This window comes from Stenotrophomonas sp. YJH_SMC_10 (assembly GCF_059371555.1).
Map to the genome: position 1 here is coordinate 127872 of NZ_JCAFUS010000010.1, position 24030 is coordinate 151901.

Below are 24030 nucleotides of genomic sequence, written 5' to 3' on the forward strand. Positions count from 1 at the left end.
AGATATCAGTAGCGCCACGTCATGCGTGGCGGCGCGGTGTATCAGGCGCCCAGCGCTTCGGGCAGCAGGGCATCGACGAAGGCTTCCGGGTCGAACACGCGCAGGTCTTCCGGGCGCTCGCCGATGCCGGCGAAGCGGATCGGAATGCCGAACTCGCGGGCCAGCGCGAACACCACGCCGCCCTTGGCGGTGCCGTCCAGCTTGGTCACCACCAGGCCGGTCACGTTCACTGCGGCATTGAACTGGCGCAGCTGCGACAGCGCGTTCTGGCCGGTGGTGCCGTCGATCACCATCAGCACTTCGTGCGGTGCGGTGGGGTCGATCTTGCCGAGCACGCGGCGGATCTTGCCCAGCTCGTTCATCAGGCCGGACTGGGTGTGCAGGCGACCGGCGGTGTCGGCGATCAGCACCGAGGTGCCGCGTGCCTTGCCGGCCTGCAGCGCGTCGAACGCCACCGACGCGGCATCGGCGTTCTGCCCCTGCGCGACCACGGCCACGCCATTGCGCTCGCCCCAGGCCTGCAGCTGGGCCACGGCAGCGGCACGGAAGGTATCGCCGGCGGCCAGCATCAGGCTGTGGCCGTCATCCTTGAAGCGCTTGGCCAGCTTTCCGATGGTGGTGGTCTTGCCGACGCCATTGACGCCGACGGTCAGCACCACGAAGGGTTTGGCAGCACGGTCGATCACCAGCGGTTTGGCCACCGGCTGCAGGATCGCGATCAGCTCGGCGCGCAGCGCAGCCAGCAGCGCATTGGCGTCGGCGAACTCGCGCGACTTCATGCGCTTGCGCAGCCCTTCCACCAGGTCGGTGGTGGCACCTACGCCGACGTCGGCGGTGATCAGTGCGGTCTCCAGCTCGTCCAGCAGGTCGTCGTCGAGCTTGGGATTGCGCGAGAACAGGCCGCCGAAGCTGCGCGCGATGACGCTGTTGCGCAGGCGTTCGCGCCAGCCGGGCTTGCCGGCCGGGGCGGGCGGGGCATCGACCAGCGCCGGCAGATCGGCGGCCGGGGCGGCCGGCTCCGCGGCCGGAACGACCGGAGCCAGCGGGGCCAGCACGGCGGCGGCGGCCAGCGCTTCGGCCTGGACATCCTCGGCCGCGATGACCGGTTGCGCAGCCGGCACGGCGGGCACTTCGGTGACCGGCGCCGGTACCGCGACGGGGGCCGGTTCCGGCACGGGTACCGGTGCTACGGCTTCGGCCACCGCAGTGGTGGGCGCGTCTTCGACCGGGGCGGCTGACGGGAACGCCGCCGCCAGCTCTTCAGCCGAGTAGTGCTGGGTCTTGGGCGCGTCCGGTGTGGCGGCGTCCTGGGGCTTCTTGCGGCGGAAAAAACTGAGCATTGGCAAAAGGCGCTGAAATCAGGGGGATATGCTACCACTCGGGCCTGTCGGGCCGATGTGGACTCAAGGTCGCGGCGTGCCGGCCGTTAACCGGTCAGGAGGGCTGCGGCGTGCGGCCCGGAGACCGCCATGGACAACGTGATGGGAACCGCTCTGGGTGGCATGCGCGCGGCCCAGCAGGGCATGCAGGTAGCCGCGCACAACGTGGCCAACCTGTCCACCCCCGATGCGCAGCGCCTGCAGTTGCAGCGCAATGCGGTGGCGCAGGGCGGGGTGGCGACGGCGGTGACCAGCACCGCCCCCGATCCGGGCGCCCCCCTGGGCGATCTGCTGGCGGCCAAGGCCGAAGTAGTGGCCTTCGCCGCCAATGCCGCGGTCATCCGCCGCCAGGACCAGATGCTGGGTTCGCTGCTGGATCGCGAGGTTTGATCAGCCCGTCTCGGTAGGCGCCAACCAAGGTTGGCCTCTACCAGAGCATCGCCGGGTAGGCCGGGCCATGCCCGGCGCCACCCTGTCGGTCAGGCCGACAGTTCCAGCAGCAGCTTGTTCAGGCGGGCCACATAGGCACCCGGGTCCTTCAGGCTGTCACCGGCGGCCAGCGCGGCCTGGTCGAACAGCACCCGGCCGAGGTCGTCGAAGCGCGCGCCATCGGCTTCGGCGTCGAGCTTGGCGATCAGCGGGTGGCCCGGGTTGATCTCCAGCACCGGCTTGCTTTCCGGCACCTTCTGCCCGCTGGCTTCGAGGATCTGGCGCATCTGCAGGCCCAGGTCCTGTTCGCCGATGGCCAGCACCGCGGGCGAATCGGTCAGGCGGTGCGAAACGCGCACTTCGGCCACCTCATCGCCGAGCACCGTCTTCAGGCGCTCGACCAGGCCCTGCTTTTCCTTCGCCGCTGCTTCCTGCTGTTGCTTGTCGGCTTCGCTTTCGAGTGCGCCCAGGTCGAGGTCGCCACGTGCGATGTCGACGAAGCCCTTGCCGTCGAAATCGGTCAGGTAGCCCATCAACCATTCGTCGATACGGTCCGTCAGCAGCAGCACTTCCACGCCCTTCTTGCGGAAGACTTCCAGGTGCGGGCTGTTGCGCACCTGGCTGTAGCTCTCGCCGGTGAGGTAGTAGATCTTGTCCTGGCCTTCGGTCATGCGGCCGAGGTAATCGGCCAGCGACACCGTCTGCGCATCGCCGTCGCCGCGGGTGGAGGCGAAGCGCAGCAGCCCGGCCACCTTCTCGCGGTTGTTGTAGTCCTCGGCCGGGCCTTCCTTCAGCACCTGGCCGAATTCCTTCCAGAACGTGGCGTACTGCTCGGGCTTGTCGGTGGCCAGCTTCTCCAGCATGTCCAGCGAACGCTTGGTCAGCGCCGATTTCATCGAATCGATGACTGGGCCGGACTGCAGGATTTCGCGCGAGACGTTCAGCGACAGGTCGTTGGAATCGACCACGCCCTTGATGAAGCGCAGGTACAGCGGCAGGAACTGTTCGGCCTGGTCCATCACGAACACGCGCTGCACGTACAGTTTCAGGCCCTTGGGGGCATCGCGGTGATACAGGTCGAACGGCGCGCGCCCGGGCACGTACAGCAGCGAGGTGTACTCCAGCTTGCCTTCGACCTTGTTGTGGCTCCACGCCAACGGGTCGCTGTGGTCGTGCGCCACGTGCTTGTAGAACTCGGTGTATTCGGCGTCGCTGATCTCCGTGCGCGGACGGGTCCAGAGTGCGCTGGCGCGGTTGACGGTCTCCCACTCGACGGCGGCGCCTTCTTCGCCTTCCTTCGGCATCTGGATCGGCAGGCCGATGTGGTCCGAGTACTTCTTGAGGATGCTGCGCAGGCGCCAGCCGTCGGCGAAGTCGTGCTCGCCGTCTTTCAGGTGCAGCACGATGCGGGTGCCGCGCTCGGCCTTGTCGACGGTGGCCACCTCGAAATCGCCTTCGCCGCGCGAGGTCCAGCGCACGCCTTCGCCGGCAGGCAGCCCGGCGCGGCGCGAGGTCACTTCCACTTCGTCGGCAACGATGAAGGCGCTGTAGAAGCCGACGCCGAACTGGCCGATCAGCTGCGAATCCTTCTTCTGGTCGCCGGACAGCTGGCGCAGGAAGTCGCCGGTGCCGGACTTGGCGATCGTGCCCAGGTGGGTAATGGCCTCGGCGCGGCTCATGCCGATGCCGTTGTCTTCGATGGTGATGGTGTGGGCGGTGGGATCGAAGCTGACGCGCACGCGCAGCTCGCTGTCACCTTCCAGCAGGGCTGGCTGGGTCAGGGCCTCGAAGCGCAGCTTGTCGGCGGCGTCGGCGGCATTGGAGACCAGCTCGCGCAGGAAGATCTCCTTGTTGGAGTACAGCGAGTGGATCATCAGCTGCAGCAGCTGCTTGACTTCGGTCTGGAAGCCAAGGGTTTCGGTCTGGGTCGTCTCGGTCATCGATAAGGCTCCGTTTGCAATGCCGCGCCAGCGCGTGCGGCCTCGCCAAGGGGTAGGGGTGATTGTCCCGAAATCAAGGGGTTGGTCGGCAGGGCTTGCAGCCCTGCACCTGCAGAGGCCGATGCAACAGCAACAGCAACAGCGAGCTATCCGTGGGATGGCGGGGCGGTCTGGGTTGGCAGGACACGCCGTGAACCCATCCATGGGGGCTCGATGGCGCCATCCATGGCGCCAACGGTCCTGCCAACCCACACCGCCCCGCCTCTGACAGGTTCACTCGGCTGTTGGTAGGTGTCGACCTTGGTCGACACATCTGTCAGATATCGAAATAAATCTGGGGTCAGATCCGTTTTCCGCAGGAAAACGGATCTGACCCCAAGAGTTGTTCCGACAGATCGCAGGAAACTGTCGAAGGCGGGGTGGGTCAGGTTGTGGGGGTGTCCGCGGCATGGATGCCGCGGCCAAGCCCCCATGGACGGGTTTACGGCGTCCCCCACAACCTGGCCCACCCCGCCTACCCACAGGAAACCAGCTTTTGCCGTTGCTCTGGCTGTTGCTTCGGCCTCTGCGGGTGCCGGGCAAAGCCCGGCCGAACTACAATCCCGCTCATGCTGAATTTCTCGAATACCTCCCGCCGGGGGCGCCGATGAGCGGCCGTGGGGGCAACGACGGCCAGGTCCGCATCATCGGCGGGCGCTGGCGCAACACCCGCCTACCGGTGCCGACCCTGCCAGGCCTTCGGCCCAGCAGCGACCGCGTGCGCGAGACCCTGTTCAACTGGTTGATGCCCAAGCTGGGTGGTGCGCGGGTGCTGGACCTGTTCGCCGGCAGCGGTGCGCTCGGCCTGGAGGCGGTCTCGCGTGGCGCCGCCCACGCCACCCTGGTCGAGCGCGATGCGCAGCTGGGACGCAACCTGGCTGCCGCCGTGGCCAAGCTGCAGGCCGCGGACCAGATCACCGTCGTGCAGGCCGACACCCTGCGCTGGCTGCAGGGCGCGCCGGCGCAGCAGGCCGACCTGGTGTTCATCGACCCGCCGTTTGCCGATGGCCTGTGGCAGGACGTACTGGCCCAGCTGCCGCGGCACCTGTCCGCCGATGCCTGGCTGTACCTGGAATCGCCGGCCGGCCACGTGCCGGTGCTGCCGCCGGACTGGCTGCTGCACCGGGAGGGCGGCACCCGCGAGGTGCGCTTTGCCCTGTACCGCCGCGCCACTGCTACACTTTGACCTCATCTGAACATCTGCTACCGCCCATGACCGTGGCCAACCGCCGCATCGCCGTCTACCCCGGCACGTTCGACCCGATCACCAACGGCCATATCGACCTGGTGAGCCGGGCTGCGCCGCTGTTTGAAAAGGTCGTGGTCGGCGTGGCGCAAAGCCCGTCGAAGGGCCCGGCGCTGCCGCTGGAACAGCGCGTGCAGCTGGCACGTGGCGCCCTGGCCCATCACGGCAATGTCGAGGTCATCGGCTTCGACACGCTGCTGGCCCATTTCGTACGTTCGGTCCAGGGCGGGGTGCTGCTGCGCGGCCTGCGCGCGGTGTCCGACTTCGAGTACGAGTTCCAGATGGCCAGCATGAACCGCCACCTGATCCCCGAGGTCGAGACCCTGTTCCTGACCCCGGCCGAGCAGCACAGCTTCATTTCGTCCTCGCTGGTCCGCGAGATCGCGCGCCTGGGCGGCGACGTGTCCGGTTTCGTGCCGGCCGCGGTGCTCGAAGCCCTGCGCAAGGTCCGCGAAGCGAAGGCGGCACAGTCGTAAGCCCCGCTGTATCCGCACCCCATTACGTACACCACCACGCACCACTCCGGGAGGAAACCCATGAACACCACCATGCGCGCGATGCTGATCGCTTCGTTGGCCCTGGCCTTCACCGCCTGCAAGAAGGAAGAGGCCGCTCCGGTCGACGAAGCCAAGCAGGCCCTGGTCGCTCCGGCCAAGGATGACGATGCAGGCTGGAAGAAGTACCTGCAGGAAGTGGCGATCCAGAACATGGGCAACATCACCAACAGCCCGTTCCTGTACTACCTGTCCCCGGAATCGGACCCGGACTTCCAGGCCAAGTACGAGCGCCAGACCGAGAGCGCGACCCAGGCCGTGGCCCGTGGCGTGCAGCCGGGCAACATGCTGGCCTTCGGTTCGTCGGCCTCGGGCAAGATGGCTGACATGATCCAGGCCGTGTTCAAGGACGTGTCGCCGGATTCGATGAAGGGCGTGCGCGTCGTCTTCATCGGCCAGTCGGCCGACAACGCCCGCGTGCAGGCGGCGATCCAGCCGACCGGCGCCGAGTACATTTTCGTCGAAGCCAAGTAATACCGAGCCATGGCGGCCATGCCCCGGCATGGCCCGGGCGGCGCCCCGCAAGGGTGCCGCTGATGACCTGACCGGCCCGCGCGCCCGCGCTGGCCGGTCCTTTGTCCCAAGGCGCGGGCGAGGAGTATCGCCATGTCGCTGAAAATCAACGAGCTCTGCGTCAACTGCGACGTCTGCGAGCCGGCCTGCCCGAACCAGGCCATTTCGATGGGTGAAACCATCTACGTGATCGACCCTGCCCGCTGCACCGAGTGCGTGGGCCATTTCGACGAGCCACAGTGCGTGGTCGTCTGCCCGGTCGAGTGCATCGACCCGGATCCGGAGATCGTGGAAACGGAAGACCAGCTGCTGGCCAAGCTGCGCCAACTGCAGCACGATCACCCCGAACTCTACGCGGAGCCCCCATCCGAATGAAGACGCTGATCGTCCGCCGCTTGTTGCTGCTCGGCCTGCTGCTGAGCCCGGTTGCCTGGGCCGACGGCCCGGCCCGTGCCGAACGCCCCGATGGCGCGGCCATTGCCAGCGGCCACGCGCTGGCCACCCAGGCCGGCATCGACATCCTCGCGCAGGGCGGCAACGCCTTCGACGCGGCGGTGGCGGTATCGTCCACGCTGGCGGTGGTCGAGCCGATCAGCTCCGGGCTGGGCGGTGGCGGCTTCTTCCTGCTGCACGACGCGGCCACCGGCAAGGACGTGATGCTGGATGCGCGCGAGACAGCCCCGGCCGCCGCGACCCCGCAGGCCTTCCTCGACAAGCAGGGCAACCTGGACCGGGATCGTTCGGTCAACGGCGCCTGGTCGGCCGGCATCCCGGGCCTGCCCGCAGCGCTGGTCGAGCTGTCGGCCAAGCACGGCAAGCTGCCGCTGTCGGCCTCGCTGCAACCGGCCATCCGCATCGCGCGCGAAGGCTTCCCGGTGTACGAGCGCATGGCCAAGGGCTATGCGTCGCGGCGTGAAGTGATGGAGCGCTATCCCGGCACGCGGGAGGTCTACCTGCGCAACGGCAAGCCGATCGCCACCGGTGACCTGTTCAAGCAGCCGGAGCTGGCGCAGACGCTGGAGCGCTTGGCTGCCGGCGGATTCGACGGCTTCTACAAGGGCCAGACCGGTTCATTGCTGCTGGCCGGCGTGAAGCAGGCCGGCGGCAAGTGGACCGCTGAAGAGCTGGCCGGCTACCGGGTCAAGCAGCGCGAGCCGATCGTATTCAACTACAACGGCTGGAAGATCACCACCGCGCCGCCGCCGTCGTCCGGCGGCATCGCGCTGGCCAGCATGCTGCAGATCCTGGAAGGCTGGGATATCAGGAAGATGGACCCGGCGCACCGCACCCACTTGGTGGTGGAGTCGATGCGCCGCGCCTACCGTGACCGCACGTTCTTCCTCGGCGATCCGGACTTCGTGCAGATCCCGCAGAAGGTGCTGACCAGCAAGGACTACGCGCAGGGCCTGCGTGCCACCATCCACCCGGAGAAGGCCACGCCCAGCGACCTGCTGTCCGGCAACCCCACGCCGCTGGAAGATGACGAGACCACGCACTTCTCGATCATCGACCACGATGGCAACCGCGTCGGCGCCACCCAGACCGTCAACCTGCTGTACGGCTCGGGGCTGATTCCCAAGGGCACCGGCGTGCTGCTGAACAATGAGATGGACGACTTCGCGCTGAAGCCGGGCACGCCCAATGCGTTCGGCGTGATGGGTTACGAGGCCAACGCACCGAAGGCAGGCAAGCGCATGCTCAGCTCGATGACCCCGACCTTCATGGAGAACGCCGACAAGGTGGTGGTGCTGGGCACGCCGGGCGGCAGCCGCATCATCACCATGGTGCTGCTGGGCATCCTGGGCTACGACGCCGGGCTGGATGCGCAGCAGGTTGCCGCGCTGCCGCGCTACCACCACCAGTGGCTGCCGGACCTGATCGAAGCCGAGGACGATGCGTTCGACGCGGCGACGGTGAAGCAGCTGCAGGCCATGGGCCACAAGATCGACCTGCCCGGCGACGTTGCCGCCGGTGGCCGCGGTTCCAGCCACGTGTGGGGCAACCTGCAGACCGTGGAATGGGACCGCAAGGCGAACAAGCTGTTCGGCGGCAGCGACCCCCGCAACCCGGTGGGCAGCGCCCAGGTTGTGCCGGCGCGCTGATCCCGCCGTGCCGGCCACTGGCCGGCAATCCGGTTGATACCGAAACCCCGCCTTTGCCGGCGGGGTTTTCTGTTGCCGTCTAGCGATTATTTAACGAGCCGGCGCCGATAATCGACGCATGAAACTCTGGTCTATTCGTGGAAACTCGCAGCGCCTCGATGGCGGCGCGATGTTCGGCAACGCGCCGCGCGCGTTGTGGGAAAAATGGGCGGCACCGGACGAGCTCAATCGTATCGAGCTGGCCTGCCGTGCACTGCTTGCCAGCCCGCTGGAAGGCAAGACCGTGCTGTTTGAAACCGGTATCGGCGCGTTCTTCGACCCGCGCATGCGTGAGCGCTACGGGGTGCAGGAAAGCCAGCACGTACTGATCGATTCCCTGCGCGAAGCCGGTTTCGAGCATGAGGATATCGACGTGGTGGTGCTCAGCCACCTCCACTTCGACCATGCCGGCGGCCTGCTGGCGGCGTGGAGCGAAGGCCGTGATCCCGAGCTGCTGTTCCCGAACGCGACCTATGTGGTCGGCGCGCAGCACTGGCAGCGCGCCGTGCAGCCACACCCGCGCGATCGCGCAAGCTTCATTCCGGAACTGCCGGGCCTGCTGCAGGCCAGTGGCCGCCTGGAAGTGGTCGACGGCGAATACTCGAAGGCGCTCGGCCGCAGCGTACGCTTCAGTTACAGCGACGGGCATACGCCGGGCCTGATGCTGGCCGAGATCGTCGGGCACGCGCATGCTGGCGAAAGTGCGCATGGTGGCGTGGTGTTCTGTGCCGACCTGATCCCGGGCCGCTCATGGGTACACGTGCCGATCACCATGGGCTACGACCGCAACGCCGAGCTGCTGATCGACGAGAAGCGGCAGTTCCTTGAAGACAAGCTGGCGCGCAACGTGCGGTTGTTCTTCACCCACGACCCGCAGGTGGCGCTGGCGCAGCTGGGCCGGGATGACAAGGGACGGTTCGTGACCCTGCACGAGCAGGGCGAGCTGAAGGCGCGCGCCCTGGGGTAATGAAATGGCCGGGCAGTGCCCGGCCATCCATGGGTGTGTCGATCCACGCCTTGCGGCGTTCCGATCGGACGCGATCGCTACGACGACTTCAGGCAGCTGCTCATGAAGGTCTTGCGCGCATCACCGGCCAGCTTCTTCGCACCCGCGTCGGCATTGCACTTGCGCATGCGTTCCTGCTGCGGATTGACCGCCTTGGTTTCGGCGGCGTGGCCGCTGAGGCAGGAACTCTGCGCGGTCTTGTAGGCATCACCCTTCAGCCCCTTGTTCTTGGCCGAACATTCGGCCATGCGCTGCTGCTGCGGGGTGGTGGCGTTGGCAGCCAGGGGCAGGCCAACCAGCAGGACGGCGGCCAGCAGGAAAGAGGCTTTCATCGGAATGCTCCAAGCGGTGGCGGGTGCGCGGAGCATTCGCTTCCGACCGGTAAGGCCACGTGAAGAATCACGCGTCGGCCACGCCCGCGTCCACGGGCGTTCACGTGCCGCGGCGAAGCGCGCCCGCGAGCGGATGGCGGGTCAGAGCCCTCTCCTGCGGAGAGGGATCCGACCCGTTCACCGGGATTATCCGACGCGGGTTCCGAAGATGCGGTCACCGGCGTCGCCCAGGCCCGGCAGGATGTAGCCCTTGTCGTTGAGCTGGGCATCGATGGCCGCGGTGTAGATCTCCACGTCCGGGTGCACGGCCTTGACCGCCTCGATGCCTTCTGGCGCGGCCACCAGGAAGATGCCCTTGATGCGGCGGGCGCCGGCGCGCTTGAGCATGTCGATGGTGGCGATCAGGGTACCGCCGGTGGCCAGCATCGGGTCCAGGATCAGCGCGTCGCGCTCTTCCAGGCGCCCGGTCAGGCGCTCGAAGTAGGGCACCGGCTGCAGGGTTTCCTCATCGCGCTGCAGGCCCACCACGCTGACACGGGCGGCCGGGATCAGCGACAGCACGCCACTGAGCATGCCCAGGCCGGCGCGCAGGATCGGCACCACGGTGATCTTGGCGCCGGCAATGCGCTGCACCGTGACCGGGCCGGCCCAGCCGGGCAGGGTGTGCGGCTCGGTGTCCAGGTCGGCGGTGGCCTCGTAGGCCAGCAGCGTACCCAGCTCGTTGGCCAGTTCGCGGAAATCCTTGGTGCTGAGCGCGGCATTGCGCATCAGGCCGATCTTGTGCTGCACCAGCGGGTGGCGCACTTCGACGATCTTCATGGTCGGGGAAGGGGGAAATGAGAGAGAGGACGCCATTTTGCCGGATCGGCGTGTCGAATCCCAAACCGGCCCCGCAGCGGCGTGACCCGAAATGTGCAGGCGCATGTCATGGCCATGCAACCTTGCGGACATACCGTGCAGACCCATTCTTAACAGGAATGGGGATTCCCAGTGCATATCAAGACTCCGTTGGCCGTTGCCATCACCCTGACCCTGGCGATGGGGGCCGCAGCACCGCTGCAGGCGGCCGGGCAGCAGGCGGTAGCCGCCACCGGCGCCGTGGCCGCCGACGCGGTCGACCTGGACCGCATCGAAGTACGCGCCCAGCTCGAGTCGCAGATCCGCGCGGTCGACCTCAAGCGCAGCAGCGATGCCATCGAGGACGCAGTGTCCTCGGACGCCCTGGGCCAGTACCCGGACAAGAACGTGGCCGAATCACTGCAGCGCCTGCCGGGTGTCAGCGTGACCCGCGACCAGGGCGAGGGCCGCTTCGTTGTCATCCGCGGCCTGGACGCCAATCTCAACAGCGTCAGCGTGGATGGCATTGCCGTCGGCACCCCGGAAGATTCCAGTCGCGCCGCACCTCTGGACGTGATCCCGTCCGACTCCACCGAGCGCCTGCGCGTGGTCAAATCGCCCACCCCGGACATGCCCGGCGATGCCATCGGTGGCGCCGTGCTGGTGGAATCGGCGTCGGCCTTCGACCGCGATGGTCGCAGCCTGCGTGGCAAGATCGAGGGCAGCCACCAGCCGTTGTCCGGCGAGACCAGCCCCAAGGCGGCGCTCAACTACAGCGAAGTGTTCAACGATACCTTCGGCGTGGCGCTGGGCGTGAACTACCAGAAGCGGAAGTTCGAGTCGGACAACACCGAAGTGGAATATGACGGCGAGGACGATGCCGCCCCCGGTGACGTGACCGCGATCAACCTGCAGCACCGCAAGTATGAGATCGAACGCAAGCGCATCGGCGCCAACCTCAACCTCGACTGGCGCCCCGACGAAGACAGCAAGTACTACCTGCGCACGCTGTACAGCCAGTTCGATGATGCGGAGACGCGCCAGCGCGTGATCTTCAACTTCGACGACGCGAAGATGGTCAAGACCGGCACCGACCAGTACCGCCTGGACGGCATGCCGAAGGATTCGATCGACAAGCGCATGCGCTACCGCACCAAGAAGGAAAACACGTTCGCGGCCAGCCTCGGTGGCGAGAACCGGCTGACCCACGCCGTGGTCGATTACCGGATCGGCTATACCCGTACCGAAGAACGCGTGAACGACGAGATGGAGGCGCGCTTCAAGCTCAACGGCAAGGTCTTCAACGGCACCTTGGACCAGCGCAGCCGCCTGCCCAGCTACAGCTTCGACAACCCGCAGTGGCTGGACAACAGCAACTACGCGTTCGACCGCTTCGTGCTCTCGCCCAAGCAGGTGAACGACAAGGAGCACAGCGCACAGGTCAACGTGCGCTTCGACGGCGACAGCAGCAGCATCAAGTTCGGTCTGCTGGGCCGCTGGCGCGACCGCGACGTCAATGTGGATGAGCGCGAACTGCGTGTCGGCCCGAAGGTGGCGCTGTCGAGCTGGACCACCTCCTCGCCGGAGCACCGCCACGGCAACATGGGGGACGGCATGGACTCGGCCGCGATGCGCGCGTTCTGGGCGGCCAGCGGCAGTCAGTACAGCGCCCGTCCGCAGGATGTCGGCGGCAATGCGATGACGTCGCTGGAAGAGGATTACGTGGCCAGCGAAGACATCTTCGCCAGTTATGCCATGGGTACCTGGGACGTGGGCGCGCTGCGCATCATCGGCGGCGTGCGCGTGGAGAACACCCGCTTCAAGGCGATCGGCAACCAGGTGGACGTGGCCGCCAACGGCCGCAGCTTCACCGTCACCCCGCGCGTGGCCAACAGCAGCTACACCAACGTGCTGCCGGGCCTGCACCTGCGCTATGACGCGGCCGATGACTGGGTGCTGCGCGCCTCGGCCAACAAGACCGTATCGCGCCCGTCCTTCGGCGACGTTTCGCCGCGCGTGGGCTACAGCCGCGGTGACGAGGAAGTGCGCCTGGGCAATCCGGAACTGGACCCGTACGAGTCGAAGAACATCGACCTGTCGGTGGAGAAGTACATCGGCAGCAGCGGCATCGTGTCGCTCGGCCTGTTCCACAAGTCGATCGATGGCTACATCGTGGAAACCGTGCGTACCAATGATCCGGCCTACGGCGGATTCGACGTGACCCAGCCGATCAATGGTCGCAACGCCACCGTGCGGGGTGCGGAATTCAACTGGCAGCAGCAGCTGGCCTTCCTGCCGGACGGCCTGGATGGCCTGCTGGTGGGTGCCAGTGGCACCTGGCTGGACACCACGTTCGATGCCGGTATCAAGGACCGTGCGGGCGAGGACTTCACCCTGCCGCGCGCCTCCAAGCATGTCTACAGCGCACACATCGGCTATGAGAAGTACGGCGTGAGCACGCGCCTGGCGGCGGTATACCGCAGCGAGTACCTGGACAGCATCGGCAAGGGCCGCGCGTTCGACATCTACGTGGCACCCAACACCCAGCTCGATTTCTCGCTGGATTACAAGTTCACCCCGCGGGTGAGCATGTACTTCGAGGCGCAGAACCTGCTGGACAAGCCGCTGGAGCTGTACCAGGGCACGCGGTCGCGCACCCTGCAGATGGAAGAATACGGCCGCACATATGCGCTGGGCCTGAAGGTGGCGCTGTGATGGGGCGCAGCCGTGCCGTCCTGGCCGCGGCGCTGGCCGCCACGCTGATCGCCGGCTGCACGCCGGCCAGCGGCAACGATCCGGTTTCGGGAGCGGCCGCGCCGGCCGCCAGTGGCGCGCGCGGGGTGACCACCCTCGCCGAAGCCTTCCTCACGCCGATGACCCCGGCCGACAACATCGACTCGCCGGCGGCCTGGCGCGCCCCGGATGGCACGCTGTGGCTGATCGCCACGGCCAAGGCCACCGACAAGCTGGTGGTCTACGACGGCAGCACCGGCCGGCACCTGCGTGACGTCGGCAGCAGCGGCACCGGACCGGGACAGTTCGACCGCCCAAACGGCATTGCGGTGACCGACGACCTGCTATGGATCGTGGAGCGCGACAACCACCGCGTGCAGGTGCTGAGCCTGCCGGACTTCGCGCCGCTGACGACGTTCGCTGCGGGCGATCTGCGCAAGCCGTACGGGCTGTGGGTCGACCGCCGTGCCGATGGCTACAGCGTCTACGTCACCGACTCCTGGGACAACGGCGAGGATGCGCAGGGGCGTGACATCCTGCCGCCGCTGGCCGAGCTGGACAAGCGCGTGCGCCAGTACCACGTGACCCGCAACGGCGCGAAGGTCGAAGCGACGCTTGTCGCCAGCATCGGTGACACCACCGAGGCCGGTGCGCTGCGCGTGGTCGAGTCGATCTGGGGCGACCCCGAGAACGATCGCCTGCTGATTGCCGAGGAGGACGAGCGCTACGCCAGCGAGTTCAAGGTCTACACCCTGGCGGGCCGCTTCACCGGCACCACCTTCGGCCGCGACGTGTTCAAGGCACAGGCCGAAGGCGTGACCCTGCGCACCTGTGGCAAGGACGGCTGGTGGATCACCACCGAACAGGGCAAGCAGCGCAGCGTGTTCCACCTGTTCGACCGGCACACGCTGAAACCGGTCGGCGCGTTCCAGGGCAATACCGTGGCCAACACCGATGGCATCTGGATGATGCAGCAACCCAGCGCGCGCTTCCCGCATGGTGCGCTGTACGCCGTGCACGACGACCAGGGCGTGGTGGCCTTCGACTGGGAGAGCATCGCCAAGCAGTTGGCATTGCCGCTGGAGTGTGGCGCATGAGCGGGCAGTGCGTGATGCGCAGGCTGGCGCTGGGCCTGCTGCTGGCGTTGCCGTCGCTGTCGTGGGCCGCGGCCGAACCGAACACCCAGGTGCCGACCGGCAGCCACCACTACGCAGCGACGCCGGTGCCGGACCGCATCGTCGCCTCGCCGGCGGCCGATCCCAGCCACGGGTTCGCCGTGGCCTGGCGTACCGATGGCAGCGTGCAGGCGCCCCTGCTGGAGATCGCCCTGGCCGGTGATTCGCCCGCCATCGATGGCATCCGACAGGTACGCGCGACGACCCGCGCGCTGCAGACCGAGAACGGTCTGTCGCATCATCACCGCGTCGACGTCAGCGGCCTGCAGCCGGACACCCTGTATGTCTACCGCGTGCAGGGGCATGGCAGCTGGAGTGCCTGGAACCAGCTGCGCACGCTGGCCGCGGCCGACCAGCCGCTGACCCTGCTGTACTTCGGTGATACCCAGAACAAGAATGTCAGCCATGTCAGCCGGGTGGTGCGTGCCGCGCAGAAGGCTGCACCGCAGGCGCGCATGAGCCTGTTCGCCGGTGATCTGGTCAGCGGCGGCGACAACATGGACGACAGCGAATGGGGCGAGTGGTTTGCCGCCACCGGCTGGCTGGCGCAGGAAACGCTGGTAGCCCCGGCGATCGGCAACCATGAGTACTTCGAGGAATTCGAGGACACCCCGCAGGAGCGCCGCGTGCTGGGCCGGCACTGGCCGGTCACGTTCGCGCTGCCGGGCAATGGCGCCCCCGCCGCGCAGCAGACCAGCTACTGGCTCGATGCGCAGGGCGTGCGTGTGGCCGTGGTCGATGGCACCTCGGCACTCGATCTGGGCACCGCCAGGGCACAGGCACAGTGGCTGGACAAGGTGCTGACCGGCAATCCGCAGCCATGGACCATCGTGTTGCTGCACCAGCCGTTCTACTCGCCGCGGGAAGGGCGCGAGAACGCCGCGCTGCGTGACGTGCTGCTGCCGGTGGTACGCCGCCACAACGTCGATCTGGTGCTGCAGGGCCACGATCACACCTATGGCCGCCGTGGCGAAGGTCAGGCCGCGACGCCACAGTACGTGGTGACCGTGGCCGGGCCGAAGCAGTATCGCCTTTCCGACGAGGCACGGAAGACGATGGATCCGGTAGCCGAGGACACCCAGCTGTTCCAGGTGCTGACTATCGATCCGCAGCACCTGCGCTACGAGGCGCGCACCGTGACCGGGCGTCTCTACGATGCCTTCGAACTGCGCCGCGACGCCAAGGGCGGCAAGCAGCGCACGGAGCTGAGCGAAGGCCGTATCGCACCGCGCGACTGTCCGCGTGCGCAGACTGCCAAGGGTCGTGCCGACCGCTGCTGGGAATGAGGACACACTGATGACCACACCCCGTCGCATCATTCCATTGGCTGCCATCGGCGCGTCCCTGCTGTTGCTGGCCAGTGCGGTAACCGCCGCCGATACCGTGCTGCATCCCTTCCTGGTCGCCCAGCCGAAGCAGGCCCCGCAGGAAGTGAATCTGGCGGTGGAGATTCCGGCCGGCAGCTTTACCAAGTACGAGATCAAGGAAGATGGCCTGGTCCATGTGGATCGCTTCCAGTCCATGCCGGTCGCCTATCCGGCCAACTACGGCTCGGTGCCGCGTACCCTGGCCGGTGACAACGACCCGCTGGACGCGCTGGTGCTGACCCGCGAACCGCTGCATCCGGGCGTAATCGTGCGCTTCCGGCCGATCGGTTACCTGAAGATGATCGACGGCGGCGAGCATGATGAGAAGATCATCGGCGTGCCGACCGACAAGGTCGACCCGAGCTACGCCGGCATCCGCGACCTGGCGGATCTGCCGGAGGTCGAACGGCAGCGCATCGAGGCCTTCTTCCGCGTCTACAAGGACCTGCCGGCCGGGCGCAACCCGGTGCAGCTCAATGGCTGGGGCAATGCTGCTGAAGCGCGTGCGCTGATCAGCGAGGCGATGCAGCGCTTCGGCAAGTAGATCCATGCCATGCGTGGATGGCCTGGCGCGCGCATCTCCTTCACTGCCCCTGGCTATCATGTCCGCCTTCAACAACGGGGGCGGTGTCTGTGTCGGTAGCGTTGGTATGGTTCCGCCGTGATCTGCGGCTGCAGGACAATCCGGCCCTGCAGGCCGCATTGGAGGCGGGGCACGATGTGGTGCCGGTCTACATCCATGCGCCCCACGAAGAAGGTGAATGGGCGCCGGGTGCGGCCTCCGATGCGTGGCGGCACCGTTCCCTGGCTGCATTGGATACCGACCTGCGCGCCCGCGGTTCCGCGCTGGTGCTGCGCAGCGGTGACAGCCTGCCGACCCTGCAGGCCCTGATCGAGCAGGCCGGCGCCGAAGCCGTGTACTGGAACCGCAAGTACGAGCCGGCCACGCAGCCACGCGACGCCACCATCAAGCGCACGCTGCGCGAGCAGGGCATCGACGCGCAGAGCTGCAACGGCAGCCTGCTGTTCGAACCCTGGGACATTGCCACCCAGCAGGGCCAGCCCTACAAGGTATTTACGCCGTATTGGCGCAACGTGCTCAGTCACTGGCGCCTGCCGGCGCTGCAGGCCGCACCGAAGGCAATGGCGGCGCACACGGTGGACAGCCTCGCGCTGGAGGATCTCCAGCTGGCACCGACACTGGACTGGGATGCCGGCTTCTGGGAGCACTGGCAGCCGGGCGAGGCCGGTGCGCTGGACGCGCTGTCGGTGTTCGAGGACGGCGCGTTGCGTGGCTATCGCGAGCAGCGCGATCTGCCCGATCGCGTGGGCACCTCGCGGCTGTCGCCCCATCTGCATTTTGGCGAGATCGCGCCGTGGCGCATCGCCCATGCGCTGGAGGGGCTGCGCACTGCAGGCACCGATGCCGACATCGATGGTTACCTGCGGCAACTGGGCTGGCGCGACTTCGCCTATCACCTGCTGCATCACTTCCCGAAGACACCAACCGACAACCTCAACCCACGGTTTGACCGTTTCCCCTGGGCCACGCCCACTGCAGCGCAGCTGCACCACTGGCAGCGCGGCAACACCGGCGTGCCGATCGTCGACGCCGGCCTGCGCGAGCTGTGGCACACCGGCTACATGCATAACCGGGTGCGGATGATCGTGGCCAGTTACCTGTGCAAGCACCTGCGCGCCCACTGGCTGCATGGTGCGCGCTGGTTCTGGGACACCCTGGTCGATGCCGACCTGGCCAACAACACGATGGGCTGGCAGTGGGTGGCAGGTACCGGCGCCGACGCGGCCCCGTACTTCCGGGTGTTCAACCCGGTCACCCAGGCCGAGAAGTTCGATCCGCAGGCCCGCTACATCAGCCGCTGGGTGCCCGAACTGGCGGCGTTGCCGGTGAAGGCGCGCTTCGCGCCATGGCAGCACCCGCAGCTGCTGGCCACGCACGCGCCGGGCTATCCGCGCACCCCGCTGGTGGATCTGGCTGCTGGCCGCAATGCCGCCCTGGCCGCCTACCGCCAGTCGGGAGCAGGGTAAAGGGCCGCGTGGGTGATCCAGTCAGTTAGCTGAACGCGGCCCTGTCGCCGTGACCGATCATCATCCCGACATCGCATCGGGCTGTTTATTCTCTCTGCGCCCGCAAGCCGCCGGCCCGACCGGAAAACAAGGAGAACTCCATGATCCGCAACACCACCCGCAACGTCGCACTGGCCCTGATGAGTGCGGCCGTCCTGTCGGCCTGCGCCACCGGCGGCTCCTACGTGCAGAGTGACCAGTACGGTAACCCGACCGAGCAGCAGAACCGGACCGGCCGCAACGCGCTGATCGGTACCGCCATCGGCGTGGCTGCCGGCCTGCTGACCGGCGACAGTGCGACCGAACGTCGTCAGCACGCGCTGATCGGCGCCGGTATCGGCGCGCTCAGCGGCGCCGCCGTTGGCCAGTACCAGGATCGCCAGGAACGCGCCCTGCGCGAGCGCACCGCCAATACCGGCATCGATGTCCAGCGCCAGGGCGACAACATCATGCTGAACCTGCCGGACGGCATCACCTTCGACTTCGGCAAGGCCACCCTGAAGCCGCAGTTCTACGGCTCGCTCAACGGTGTGGCCGGTACGCTGCGCGAGTACAACCAGACCATGATCGAAGTAGTGGGCCACACCGACAGCATCGGCAGCGACGCGGTCAACAACCGCCTGTCGAAGGAACGCGCCGACTCGGTGGCGCAATACCTGATCGGCCAGGGCGTGCAGAGCGTGCGTATCGAAACGCTGGGCGCCGGCAAGGCGTACCCGATCGCCGACAACAGCACCGATGCTGGCCGTGCCAAGAACCGCCGCGTCGAGATCCGCGTGATTCCGCTCAAGCAGTAACGCGCAGCGTTACAGTCCCGGCGCAGCCGGAACGAAAATGCCGCCCTTGCAGGCGGCATTTTCTGTAGGTGCCGAGCGCTGCTCGGCACACACTGGAACACTCGGCCGCAGCGTCACATGCTTCTGGCGCCTGCAGAGTCGACCACGGCTCGACTCTGCAAGGGCCACTCGGCCAGACCTTCGTTACACCGTCGCCGTCGGCCGCACCACGATCTCATTCACATCCACATCGTCCGGCTGCTCGATCGCAAACCTCACCGCGCGCCCGATCGCGTCGGGCTGCAACGCAATGGCGCGGTAGCCGACCATCATCTCGGCGGCAGCCGGATCAGTGATGCTGTCGGCCAGTTCGCTTTCCACCACGCCAGGATGGATGCAGGTCACCCGCAGTTCGCGGTGCTCCTGGCGCAGGCCGTCGGAAATCGCGCGCACCGCATACTTGGTCGCGCAGTAGACCGCTGCGGTCGGCACCACCGACAGTGCGCCGACCGAGGCGATGTTGATGATCTGGCCGCTGCGCTGGGCGATCATGCCGGGCAGCACGGCAGCGATGCCGTACAGCACGCCACGGATGTTCACGTCGATCATCCGGTCCCATTCCTCCACCTTCAGCGAGCCCATCAGGGACAGTGGCATCACGCCGGCGTTGTTGACGATCACGTCGATCGAGCCGAAATGCCGCAACGCGGCTTCGACGAAGGCATCGACCTGCGCGCGCTGGGTCACGTCGAGCGCGTGGACCCGCACTTCGGCGCCCTGTTGGCGCAGTTCGTCGGCAAGCGCCTGCAGGCGATCCACGCGGCGGGCACCGAGGACCAGGCGCGCGCCCGGCTGTGCGAGGGCGCGGGCGATGCCGGCACCGATGCCGCTGGAGGCGCCGGTGATCAGGATGGTTCGGGAAAGGCTCATGGCAGTGTCTCTGAAGGGGTAGGGAGTGCCCGGGCGTGCCCGGTGCAGCCACGGTAGATGGCACGCCCTGCCGCGATAAGATGGCGATTCCTGATTACCTTGTTCAGAATTGCTAACCAATGTCCGTCGATCTGAACGCTTTGGCCGTGTTCCAGCGGGTGGCCGACTGTCGCAGCTTCACCGCCGCGGCCCAGCAACTCGGCGTGACTCGATCTGCGGTCAGCCAGACCCTCACCAAGCTGGAGCAGTCGCTGGGCGTTGCCCTGCTGCTGCGCACGACGCGCAGCGTCAGCCTCACCGATGCCGGGCAGGCGCTGTTGGTCTCGGTCAGCCCTGCGCTGGCGGAACTGGGCAATGCGCTGGAGGCCAGCGTGCGCCGCCAGGCCGTCGTGTCCGGGCAGCTGCGGCTTGCCGTGTCCTCCATCGCCGAAGCGTTCCTGGCGGGCCCGCTGTTGGCCACGTTCGCAGCACGCTACCCGGCGCTGCAGCTGGACATCACCGTGACCGACGAGGCGTTCGACATCGTCGGCGCGGGCTTCGACGCAGGCGTGCGTCTAGGGGAGGTCATTGCGCAGGACATGGTCGCGGTCCCGGTGTCGGCGCGGCAGCGCCAGCTGGTGGTGTGCTCGCCGGACTATCGCGATGCGCACGTGCTGCCGACCCACCCGCGTGAACTGGGCGCGCATCGCTGCATCGGCTGGCGCAGCGCGCCCGGCAGAGCGCCCTATCGCTGGGAATTCGAGGAGCGCGGCCGGGAATTCAGTGTTGATGTGCAGCCTGAAATCACCAGCAACGACATGGGCGTGATGCTCAGGCTGGCGCTGGCCGGCGCGGGCCTGGCCATCGGCATGGAAGAGACCTGGCGGCCTTGGCTGCAGCGCGGCGAACTGGTGCCGGTGCTGGAAGCATACTGTCCGTGGTTTGCGGGCTTTTTCCTGTATTACCCCAGCCGCCGGCAGGCCGAGCCGAAGCTGCGCGCGCTGGTGGAGCACGTGCTGTCCGAGCTGTAGAGTCGAGTCCTGCTCGACTCTACAAGATCCGGTTACGCCGCCGAAGCGGCCACCTTTTCCAGGATCCGCTTGCCGCTGCTTTCCAGCGCGGCGTCTTCCTGCGCCTTCTGCTGCTGCGCCAGCTTCGCACCCGGGCACTGCGCCAGCATGTAGTTGGCGTCGAAGTTGAGCTTTTCCACCAGGAAATCGACGAACGCACGCACCTTCGGCGAGACCAGGCGGCCGCCGGCGAACACCGCGTTGAAATCCACTTCCGGGCCGGTCCAGCCGGCCAGTACACGACGCACCATGCCCGATTCAACGAACGGCTTGGCCATCACGTCGCCGGTCAGCAGCAGGCCCTCGCCGCATACCAATGCACCGTTCAATGCGGACATGTCGTTGGCGGTCATCAGCGGGGTGACCGGGAAGTCGCGCAGCTCGCCGCCGTTCTCGCCCAGCTGCCAGGTGAAGCGCGGCGAGTTGCCGGTGTGGTACGGCTTGCGCATTGCCAGGATGCGATGGAACTGCAGTTCTTCCGGATGCAGCGGCTCGCCATAGCGTTCGATGTAGGCCGGGCTGGCGAACACCTGCGTGCGCAGGCTGCCAAGCTTGCGCGCGACCAGGTTGGAATCGGGCAGGGCACCGACGCGCAACGCGAGATCTGCCTCGCCGGCAATCAGGTCCAGCTTCTCGTTGCCCATGTGCATGTCCAGGCGGATCTCCGGATACTGCGCGTGGAACTGGCCCAGCAGCGGCGCGATCCAGGTGATGCCGATCGAATAGGGCACGGTGAAGCGCAGCCAGCCGCGTGGGCCGGACTGCAGCTGGCTCACCGCGCTCTCGGCTTCTTCAAGCTCGCGCGCGATGCGCTGGCAATGCTCGTGGTAGATCGAGCCGGCTTCGGTCAGGCCGAGGCGCCGGGTCGTCCGGTGCAGCAGGCGCGCGCCCAGGCGCGTTTCCAGTTCCTGCACTTTGCGGCTGACCGTGGTCTTGGGCAGGCCGAGCGATTTGGCAGCGGCAATGAAGCTGCCTTGCTCGACCACCTTGACGAAGATCAGTGTCTCGTTGAGATCGTGGGACATGGTCGGGGATCCTGGACGTCGGGGATGGGACAATCGTGACAGAACGATTGGACCGGGTGCGGGATGATTATTCCCCTTAATCAGGACTAATCAAGTAAAGGTTTGAGGTCTATCGTGGCGCCATTCGTGAAATGGAGCCCCCTCGCCATGAGCCTGCGCAACATTCTTGCCCGCTTCCGGCACGTCGGCCAGAACGCCCTGGACCTGGCGATGACCGTCGAAGCACGTCCCAGTTCCTTGGTGCACAAGGACTTCCGTGAGTTTACCGCGCCCATGCGTCAGCAGCGTGGCGGTGCCCTCCGCCTGGTCCCGCACAAGGGCGACCGGCTGCGCCGGATTGGGACTATCCCGGATTTGGGAGGAAATGTCCCGTGAATGGGATACTGACGCCCGAAGTCCTGGTCCTCGGCGGCACCGGTGCCGTCGGCCAGGGCGTGGTCGGCGCATTGCTGGAAGCCGGCAGCCCGGTGCTGGTCGTCGGTCGCGATCCGGGCCGGCTGGCCGCACTGCATGAGCAGTTCGCCGATGAGCCGGGCCTGGAGACGATGCTGGGCTCGCTCAGCGACGACGGCTCGGCCCGCGCGCTGGCCGGGCGCATCGTGCAGCGCCCGCGTCCCCTGGCTGCCGTGATCGCGGCAATGGGCGGGCCCTACCGCCGCGGCCGGGTGATCGACCGCAACGGTGATGAACTGCTGGGCGCGATGCAGGCCGATCTGATGCCGCACGTGCACGCCGTCCGCCACCTGCTGCCGCTGTTGCAGGACAACGTGCATGCGCGGCGCTACGTGATGATCGGCAGCCCGGCCAGCGCCAAGCCGTGGGCCGGCTACGGCGAGACCTCGATCACCACTGCGGCGCTGCGCATGTACGCGCAGGTGGTCCACCAGGAAGCACAGGCACTGGGCGTGCGCGCGCAGATGCTGGAAGTCTGCAGCCCGGTGTGTACCCCGGCCAATGCCGCCAACGCCTGCATCGAGTGGCCGAGCTCGCTGCTGGTTGGCCGTCGCGTGGTTTCGCTGCTCGACGGTTGCCGCGACAACCGCGCCATCGTCCGCTGTGACAGCAGCGATGCCGAACTGCCACGCGGGCTGCTGCACCTGGACGTTCCCCCTTCGTGGCGCGATACCGCAGGTGTTGCTTGACCTCGACCATGGTTGAGGTCGCAGGATGCGCCGCTGATTTTTGCAACACGTTCTCATATTGCTGTACCACCCCTCCGTACGGATGCATGCCATGACTTCCCCCAATACCACCCCACATCGTTTCGGCCATCGCATCGCGATGGTCGGCGTGTCGATCCTCGCCGCGGCCGTGCTTGCGGCCTGCAGCGGCGGCCATGCCGAAGAAGCCGGTGCGCCGCCGCCGCCGCAGGTCAGCGCGGCGCCGGTGCTGGTCAAGCAGGTCAGCCAATGGGACGAGTTCAGCGGTCGCGTCGAAGCGGTGCAGAGCGTTGAACTGCGCCCGCGCGTGTCCGGTTACATCGACAAGGTCAACTATGTCGAAGGCCAGGAAGTGAAGAAGGGCGAAGTGCTCTTCACCATCGACGCGCGCAGCTACCAGGCCGAGTACGATCGCGCCGCCGCCGAGCTGGCCCGCGCCCGCACCCAGGCCACGCTGGCGCGCAGCGAATCCGAGCGCGCCAAGCGGTTGTCCGAGCAGCAGGCGATCTCCACCGAGACCGCCGAACAGCGTCGTGCCGCGGCCGACCAGTCCGGGGCCGCCGTGCAGGCCGCGCAGGCGGCGCTGGATGCCGCCCGCCTCAACCTGGAGTTCACCAAGGTGCGTGCACCGATCGACGGCCGCGCCGGCCGCGCGATGGTCACCGCCGGCAACCTGGTCACTGCCGGCGACAGCGCCAGCGTGCTGACCACGCTGGTCTCGCTGGATACCGTGTTCGTCTACTTCGATGCCGACGAAAGCACCTTCCTGCGCTATGCACAGATGGCACGCAAGGGCGAGCGCCCGAGCGAGCGTGACAGCGCGCTGCCAGTGAAGGTCGGCCTGTCCGGGGAAGAGGGCTACCCGCATGCGGGCAAGGTCGACTTCCTCGACAACCAGGTGGCCCGCAGCACCGGCACCATCCGCGTCCGTGCGCTGCTGGACAACGCCGACCGCCAGTTCACGCCGGGCCTGTTCGCCCGCGTGCAGCTGCTCGGCAGCGGCCAGTTCCAGGCCATGCTGATCGATGACAAGGCCGTGCTGACCGACCAGGACCGCAAGTACGTCTACGTGGTCGACAAGGATGGCAAGGCCCAGCGCCGCGACATCCAGCTCGGCCGCACCGCCGATGGCCTGCGTATCGTCGAGCACGGCCTGGCCGCCGGTGACAAGGTGATCATCGACGGCGTGCAGAAGGTCTTCATGCCGGGCATGCCGGTGCAGGCCAAGACCGTGGCGATGCAGCCACAGTCGGCGGCGGCACCGGGCCGCGATGCAACCGCTGCGCTGAACCACTGATCCGCCGGCTCCTG

23 protein-coding genes are annotated in these 24030 nt (G+C 67.2%); 17 read left to right on the forward strand and 6 right to left on the reverse strand.

The annotated features are described in order from the left end of the window. Positions 1 to 41 precede the first annotated feature (41 nt). A complete protein-coding gene (ftsY, locus tag AC5P9C_RS14160) occupies positions 42 to 1340 on the reverse strand; it encodes a signal recognition particle-docking protein FtsY (RefSeq protein ID WP_495205188.1) in 1299 nt (432 codons plus the stop codon). A 129-nt stretch (positions 1341 to 1469) separates the two neighbouring features. Here ftsY and AC5P9C_RS14165 point away from each other — a divergent pair, with 129 nt between their 5' ends. Beyond that, positions 1470 to 1769: a flagellar basal body protein gene (locus AC5P9C_RS14165; protein WP_049468732.1), complete on the forward strand. Its 300-nt coding sequence runs from the start codon at positions 1470 to 1472 to the stop codon at positions 1767 to 1769. A gap of 89 nt (positions 1770 to 1858) precedes the next feature. Here AC5P9C_RS14165 and htpG read toward each other — a convergent pair whose 3' ends face one another. Next, the gene (htpG, locus tag AC5P9C_RS14170) at positions 1859 to 3748 is read right to left on the reverse strand and encodes a molecular chaperone HtpG (RefSeq protein WP_049468731.1); all 1890 of its coding nucleotides are present in this window, start codon (positions 3746 to 3748) and stop codon (positions 1859 to 1861) included. A 646-nt stretch (positions 3749 to 4394) separates the two neighbouring features. On the opposite strand from htpG, the gene rsmD reads away from it, so the two are divergent. The 6 genes from rsmD (at position 4395) to AC5P9C_RS14200 (ending at position 9208) form a co-directional block, all read left to right on the forward strand. Continuing rightward, a complete protein-coding gene (gene rsmD / locus AC5P9C_RS14175; RefSeq protein ID WP_343542490.1) occupies positions 4395 to 4973 on the forward strand; it encodes a 16S rRNA (guanine(966)-N(2))-methyltransferase RsmD in 579 nt (192 codons plus the stop codon). 26 nt (positions 4974 to 4999) lie between these two features. Beyond that, positions 5000 to 5509: a pantetheine-phosphate adenylyltransferase gene (coaD, locus tag AC5P9C_RS14180; RefSeq protein ID WP_005416145.1), complete on the forward strand. Its 510-nt coding sequence runs from the start codon at positions 5000 to 5002 to the stop codon at positions 5507 to 5509. A 60-nt stretch (positions 5510 to 5569) separates the two neighbouring features. Continuing rightward, positions 5570 to 6061 (forward strand): hypothetical protein, encoded by a 492-nt coding sequence (locus AC5P9C_RS14185; RefSeq protein WP_005409092.1) that lies wholly within the window; start codon positions 5570 to 5572, stop codon positions 6059 to 6061. A 132-nt stretch (positions 6062 to 6193) separates the two neighbouring features. After that, on the forward strand, positions 6194 to 6475 hold the full coding sequence (locus AC5P9C_RS14190) for a YfhL family 4Fe-4S dicluster ferredoxin (protein ID WP_010484376.1): 282 nt from the start codon (positions 6194 to 6196) through the stop codon (positions 6473 to 6475). Continuing rightward, positions 6472 to 8202 carry a gamma-glutamyltransferase gene (ggt, locus tag AC5P9C_RS14195; protein WP_343542492.1) on the forward strand — a complete coding sequence of 577 codons (1731 nt, stop codon included), beginning with the start codon at positions 6472 to 6474 and terminating at the stop codon, positions 8200 to 8202. Before AC5P9C_RS14190 ends, ggt begins: the two co-directional genes overlap by 4 nt. A gap of 118 nt (positions 8203 to 8320) precedes the next feature. Continuing rightward, positions 8321 to 9208: an MBL fold metallo-hydrolase gene (locus tag AC5P9C_RS14200; protein ID WP_049470373.1), complete on the forward strand. Its 888-nt coding sequence runs from the start codon at positions 8321 to 8323 to the stop codon at positions 9206 to 9208. 77 nt (positions 9209 to 9285) lie between these two features. On the opposite strand, the gene AC5P9C_RS14205 is transcribed toward AC5P9C_RS14200, so the two are convergent. Together AC5P9C_RS14205 and upp are read right to left on the reverse strand one after the other, a co-directional pair. Continuing rightward, a complete protein-coding gene (locus AC5P9C_RS14205) occupies positions 9286 to 9579 on the reverse strand; it encodes a PsiF family protein (protein ID WP_046430010.1) in 294 nt (97 codons plus the stop codon). A 186-nt stretch (positions 9580 to 9765) separates the two neighbouring features. Beyond that, on the reverse strand, positions 9766 to 10398 hold the full coding sequence (upp, locus tag AC5P9C_RS14210; protein ID WP_005409099.1) for a uracil phosphoribosyltransferase: 633 nt from the start codon (positions 10396 to 10398) through the stop codon (positions 9766 to 9768). A gap of 219 nt (positions 10399 to 10617) precedes the next feature. Here upp and AC5P9C_RS14215 point away from each other — a divergent pair, with 219 nt between their 5' ends. The 6 genes from AC5P9C_RS14215 to AC5P9C_RS14240 all read left to right on the forward strand — a co-directional run bounded on the left by AC5P9C_RS14215 (position 10618) and on the right by AC5P9C_RS14240 (position 18576). After that, entirely contained in the window at positions 10618 to 13131 is a 2514-nt protein-coding gene (locus tag AC5P9C_RS14215; RefSeq protein ID WP_414615257.1) for a TonB-dependent receptor, read from the forward strand. After that, positions 13131 to 14246: an NHL repeat-containing protein gene (locus tag AC5P9C_RS14220; RefSeq protein WP_057493816.1), complete on the forward strand. Its 1116-nt coding sequence runs from the start codon at positions 13131 to 13133 to the stop codon at positions 14244 to 14246. Before AC5P9C_RS14215 ends, AC5P9C_RS14220 begins: the two co-directional genes overlap by 1 nt. 14 nt (positions 14247 to 14260) lie before the next feature. Continuing rightward, positions 14261 to 15610: a purple acid phosphatase family protein gene (locus AC5P9C_RS14225; RefSeq protein ID WP_343540619.1), complete on the forward strand. Its 1350-nt coding sequence runs from the start codon at positions 14261 to 14263 to the stop codon at positions 15608 to 15610. A gap of 10 nt (positions 15611 to 15620) precedes the next feature. Beyond that, entirely contained in the window at positions 15621 to 16235 is a 615-nt protein-coding gene (locus tag AC5P9C_RS14230; protein WP_057493814.1) for an inorganic diphosphatase, read from the forward strand. A gap of 89 nt (positions 16236 to 16324) precedes the next feature. Continuing rightward, on the forward strand, positions 16325 to 17740 hold the full coding sequence (locus AC5P9C_RS14235; protein ID WP_057493813.1) for a cryptochrome/photolyase family protein: 1416 nt from the start codon (positions 16325 to 16327) through the stop codon (positions 17738 to 17740). Between the two features lie 140 nt (positions 17741 to 17880). Next, positions 17881 to 18576: a YiaD family glycine zipper/OmpA-like lipoprotein gene (locus AC5P9C_RS14240; RefSeq protein ID WP_005416156.1), complete on the forward strand. Its 696-nt coding sequence runs from the start codon at positions 17881 to 17883 to the stop codon at positions 18574 to 18576. 183 nt (positions 18577 to 18759) lie between these two features. On the opposite strand, the gene AC5P9C_RS14245 is transcribed toward AC5P9C_RS14240, so the two are convergent. Beyond that, positions 18760 to 19485 (reverse strand): SDR family oxidoreductase, encoded by a 726-nt coding sequence (locus tag AC5P9C_RS14245; RefSeq protein ID WP_049470357.1) that lies wholly within the window; start codon positions 19483 to 19485, stop codon positions 18760 to 18762. A gap of 119 nt (positions 19486 to 19604) precedes the next feature. Here AC5P9C_RS14245 and AC5P9C_RS14250 point away from each other — a divergent pair, with 119 nt between their 5' ends. After that, positions 19605 to 20495 (forward strand): LysR family transcriptional regulator, encoded by an 891-nt coding sequence (locus AC5P9C_RS14250; RefSeq protein WP_057493812.1) that lies wholly within the window; start codon positions 19605 to 19607, stop codon positions 20493 to 20495. Positions 20496 to 20527: 32 nt separating this feature from the next. Here AC5P9C_RS14250 and AC5P9C_RS14255 read toward each other — a convergent pair whose 3' ends face one another. Further along, positions 20528 to 21559: a LysR family transcriptional regulator gene (locus AC5P9C_RS14255; protein WP_005416157.1), complete on the reverse strand. Its 1032-nt coding sequence runs from the start codon at positions 21557 to 21559 to the stop codon at positions 20528 to 20530. Between the two features lie 147 nt (positions 21560 to 21706). On the opposite strand from AC5P9C_RS14255, the gene AC5P9C_RS14260 reads away from it, so the two are divergent. The 3 genes from AC5P9C_RS14260 (at position 21707) to AC5P9C_RS14270 (ending at position 24016) form a co-directional block, all read left to right on the forward strand. Then, entirely contained in the window at positions 21707 to 21934 is a 228-nt protein-coding gene (locus AC5P9C_RS14260; RefSeq protein WP_049470347.1) for a hypothetical protein, read from the forward strand. Beyond that, positions 21931 to 22701, forward strand: coding sequence for an SDR family NAD(P)-dependent oxidoreductase (locus AC5P9C_RS14265; protein WP_049470344.1), 771 nt, complete (start codon positions 21931 to 21933; stop codon positions 22699 to 22701). Before AC5P9C_RS14260 ends, AC5P9C_RS14265 begins: the two co-directional genes overlap by 4 nt. Positions 22702 to 22792: 91 nt before the next feature. Further along, the gene (locus tag AC5P9C_RS14270; protein WP_064238203.1) at positions 22793 to 24016 is read left to right on the forward strand and encodes an efflux RND transporter periplasmic adaptor subunit; all 1224 of its coding nucleotides are present in this window, start codon (positions 22793 to 22795) and stop codon (positions 24014 to 24016) included. The last annotated feature ends 14 nt before the right edge of the window (positions 24017 to 24030 follow it).

Coding starts and splice junctions, on each gene's coding strand:
- htpG (WP_049468731.1), bottom strand. CDS start 3,748: ATGACCGAGACGACCCAGACCGAAACCCTTGGCTTCCAGACCGAAGTC.
- rsmD (WP_343542490.1), top strand. CDS start 4,395: ATGAGCGGCCGTGGGGGCAACGACGGCCAGGTCCGCATCATCGGCGGG.
- AC5P9C_RS14255 (WP_005416157.1), bottom strand. CDS start 21,559: ATGTCCCACGATCTCAACGAGACACTGATCTTCGTCAAGGTGGTCGAG.
- AC5P9C_RS14250 (WP_057493812.1), top strand. CDS start 19,605: ATGTCCGTCGATCTGAACGCTTTGGCCGTGTTCCAGCGGGTGGCCGAC.
- AC5P9C_RS14215 (WP_414615257.1), top strand. CDS start 10,618: ATGGGGGCCGCAGCACCGCTGCAGGCGGCCGGGCAGCAGGCGGTAGCC.
- coaD (WP_005416145.1), top strand. CDS start 5,000: ATGACCGTGGCCAACCGCCGCATCGCCGTCTACCCCGGCACGTTCGAC.
- AC5P9C_RS14260 (WP_049470347.1), top strand. CDS start 21,707: ATGAGCCTGCGCAACATTCTTGCCCGCTTCCGGCACGTCGGCCAGAAC.
- AC5P9C_RS14185 (WP_005409092.1), top strand. CDS start 5,570: ATGAACACCACCATGCGCGCGATGCTGATCGCTTCGTTGGCCCTGGCC.
- AC5P9C_RS14270 (WP_064238203.1), top strand. CDS start 22,793: ATGACTTCCCCCAATACCACCCCACATCGTTTCGGCCATCGCATCGCG.
- AC5P9C_RS14230 (WP_057493814.1), top strand. CDS start 15,621: ATGACCACACCCCGTCGCATCATTCCATTGGCTGCCATCGGCGCGTCC.
- AC5P9C_RS14190 (WP_010484376.1), top strand. CDS start 6,194: ATGTCGCTGAAAATCAACGAGCTCTGCGTCAACTGCGACGTCTGCGAG.
- AC5P9C_RS14200 (WP_049470373.1), top strand. CDS start 8,321: ATGAAACTCTGGTCTATTCGTGGAAACTCGCAGCGCCTCGATGGCGGC.
- AC5P9C_RS14240 (WP_005416156.1), top strand. CDS start 17,881: ATGATCCGCAACACCACCCGCAACGTCGCACTGGCCCTGATGAGTGCG.
- AC5P9C_RS14205 (WP_046430010.1), bottom strand. CDS start 9,579: ATGAAAGCCTCTTTCCTGCTGGCCGCCGTCCTGCTGGTTGGCCTGCCC.
- AC5P9C_RS14220 (WP_057493816.1), top strand. CDS start 13,131: ATGGGGCGCAGCCGTGCCGTCCTGGCCGCGGCGCTGGCCGCCACGCTG.
- ftsY (WP_495205188.1), bottom strand. CDS start 1,340: ATGCTCAGTTTTTTCCGCCGCAAGAAGCCCCAGGACGCCGCCACACCG.
- upp (WP_005409099.1), bottom strand. CDS start 10,398: ATGAAGATCGTCGAAGTGCGCCACCCGCTGGTGCAGCACAAGATCGGC.
- AC5P9C_RS14225 (WP_343540619.1), top strand. CDS start 14,261: ATGCGCAGGCTGGCGCTGGGCCTGCTGCTGGCGTTGCCGTCGCTGTCG.
- AC5P9C_RS14245 (WP_049470357.1), bottom strand. CDS start 19,485: ATGAGCCTTTCCCGAACCATCCTGATCACCGGCGCCTCCAGCGGCATC.
- AC5P9C_RS14165 (WP_049468732.1), top strand. CDS start 1,470: ATGGACAACGTGATGGGAACCGCTCTGGGTGGCATGCGCGCGGCCCAG.
- ggt (WP_343542492.1), top strand. CDS start 6,472: ATGAAGACGCTGATCGTCCGCCGCTTGTTGCTGCTCGGCCTGCTGCTG.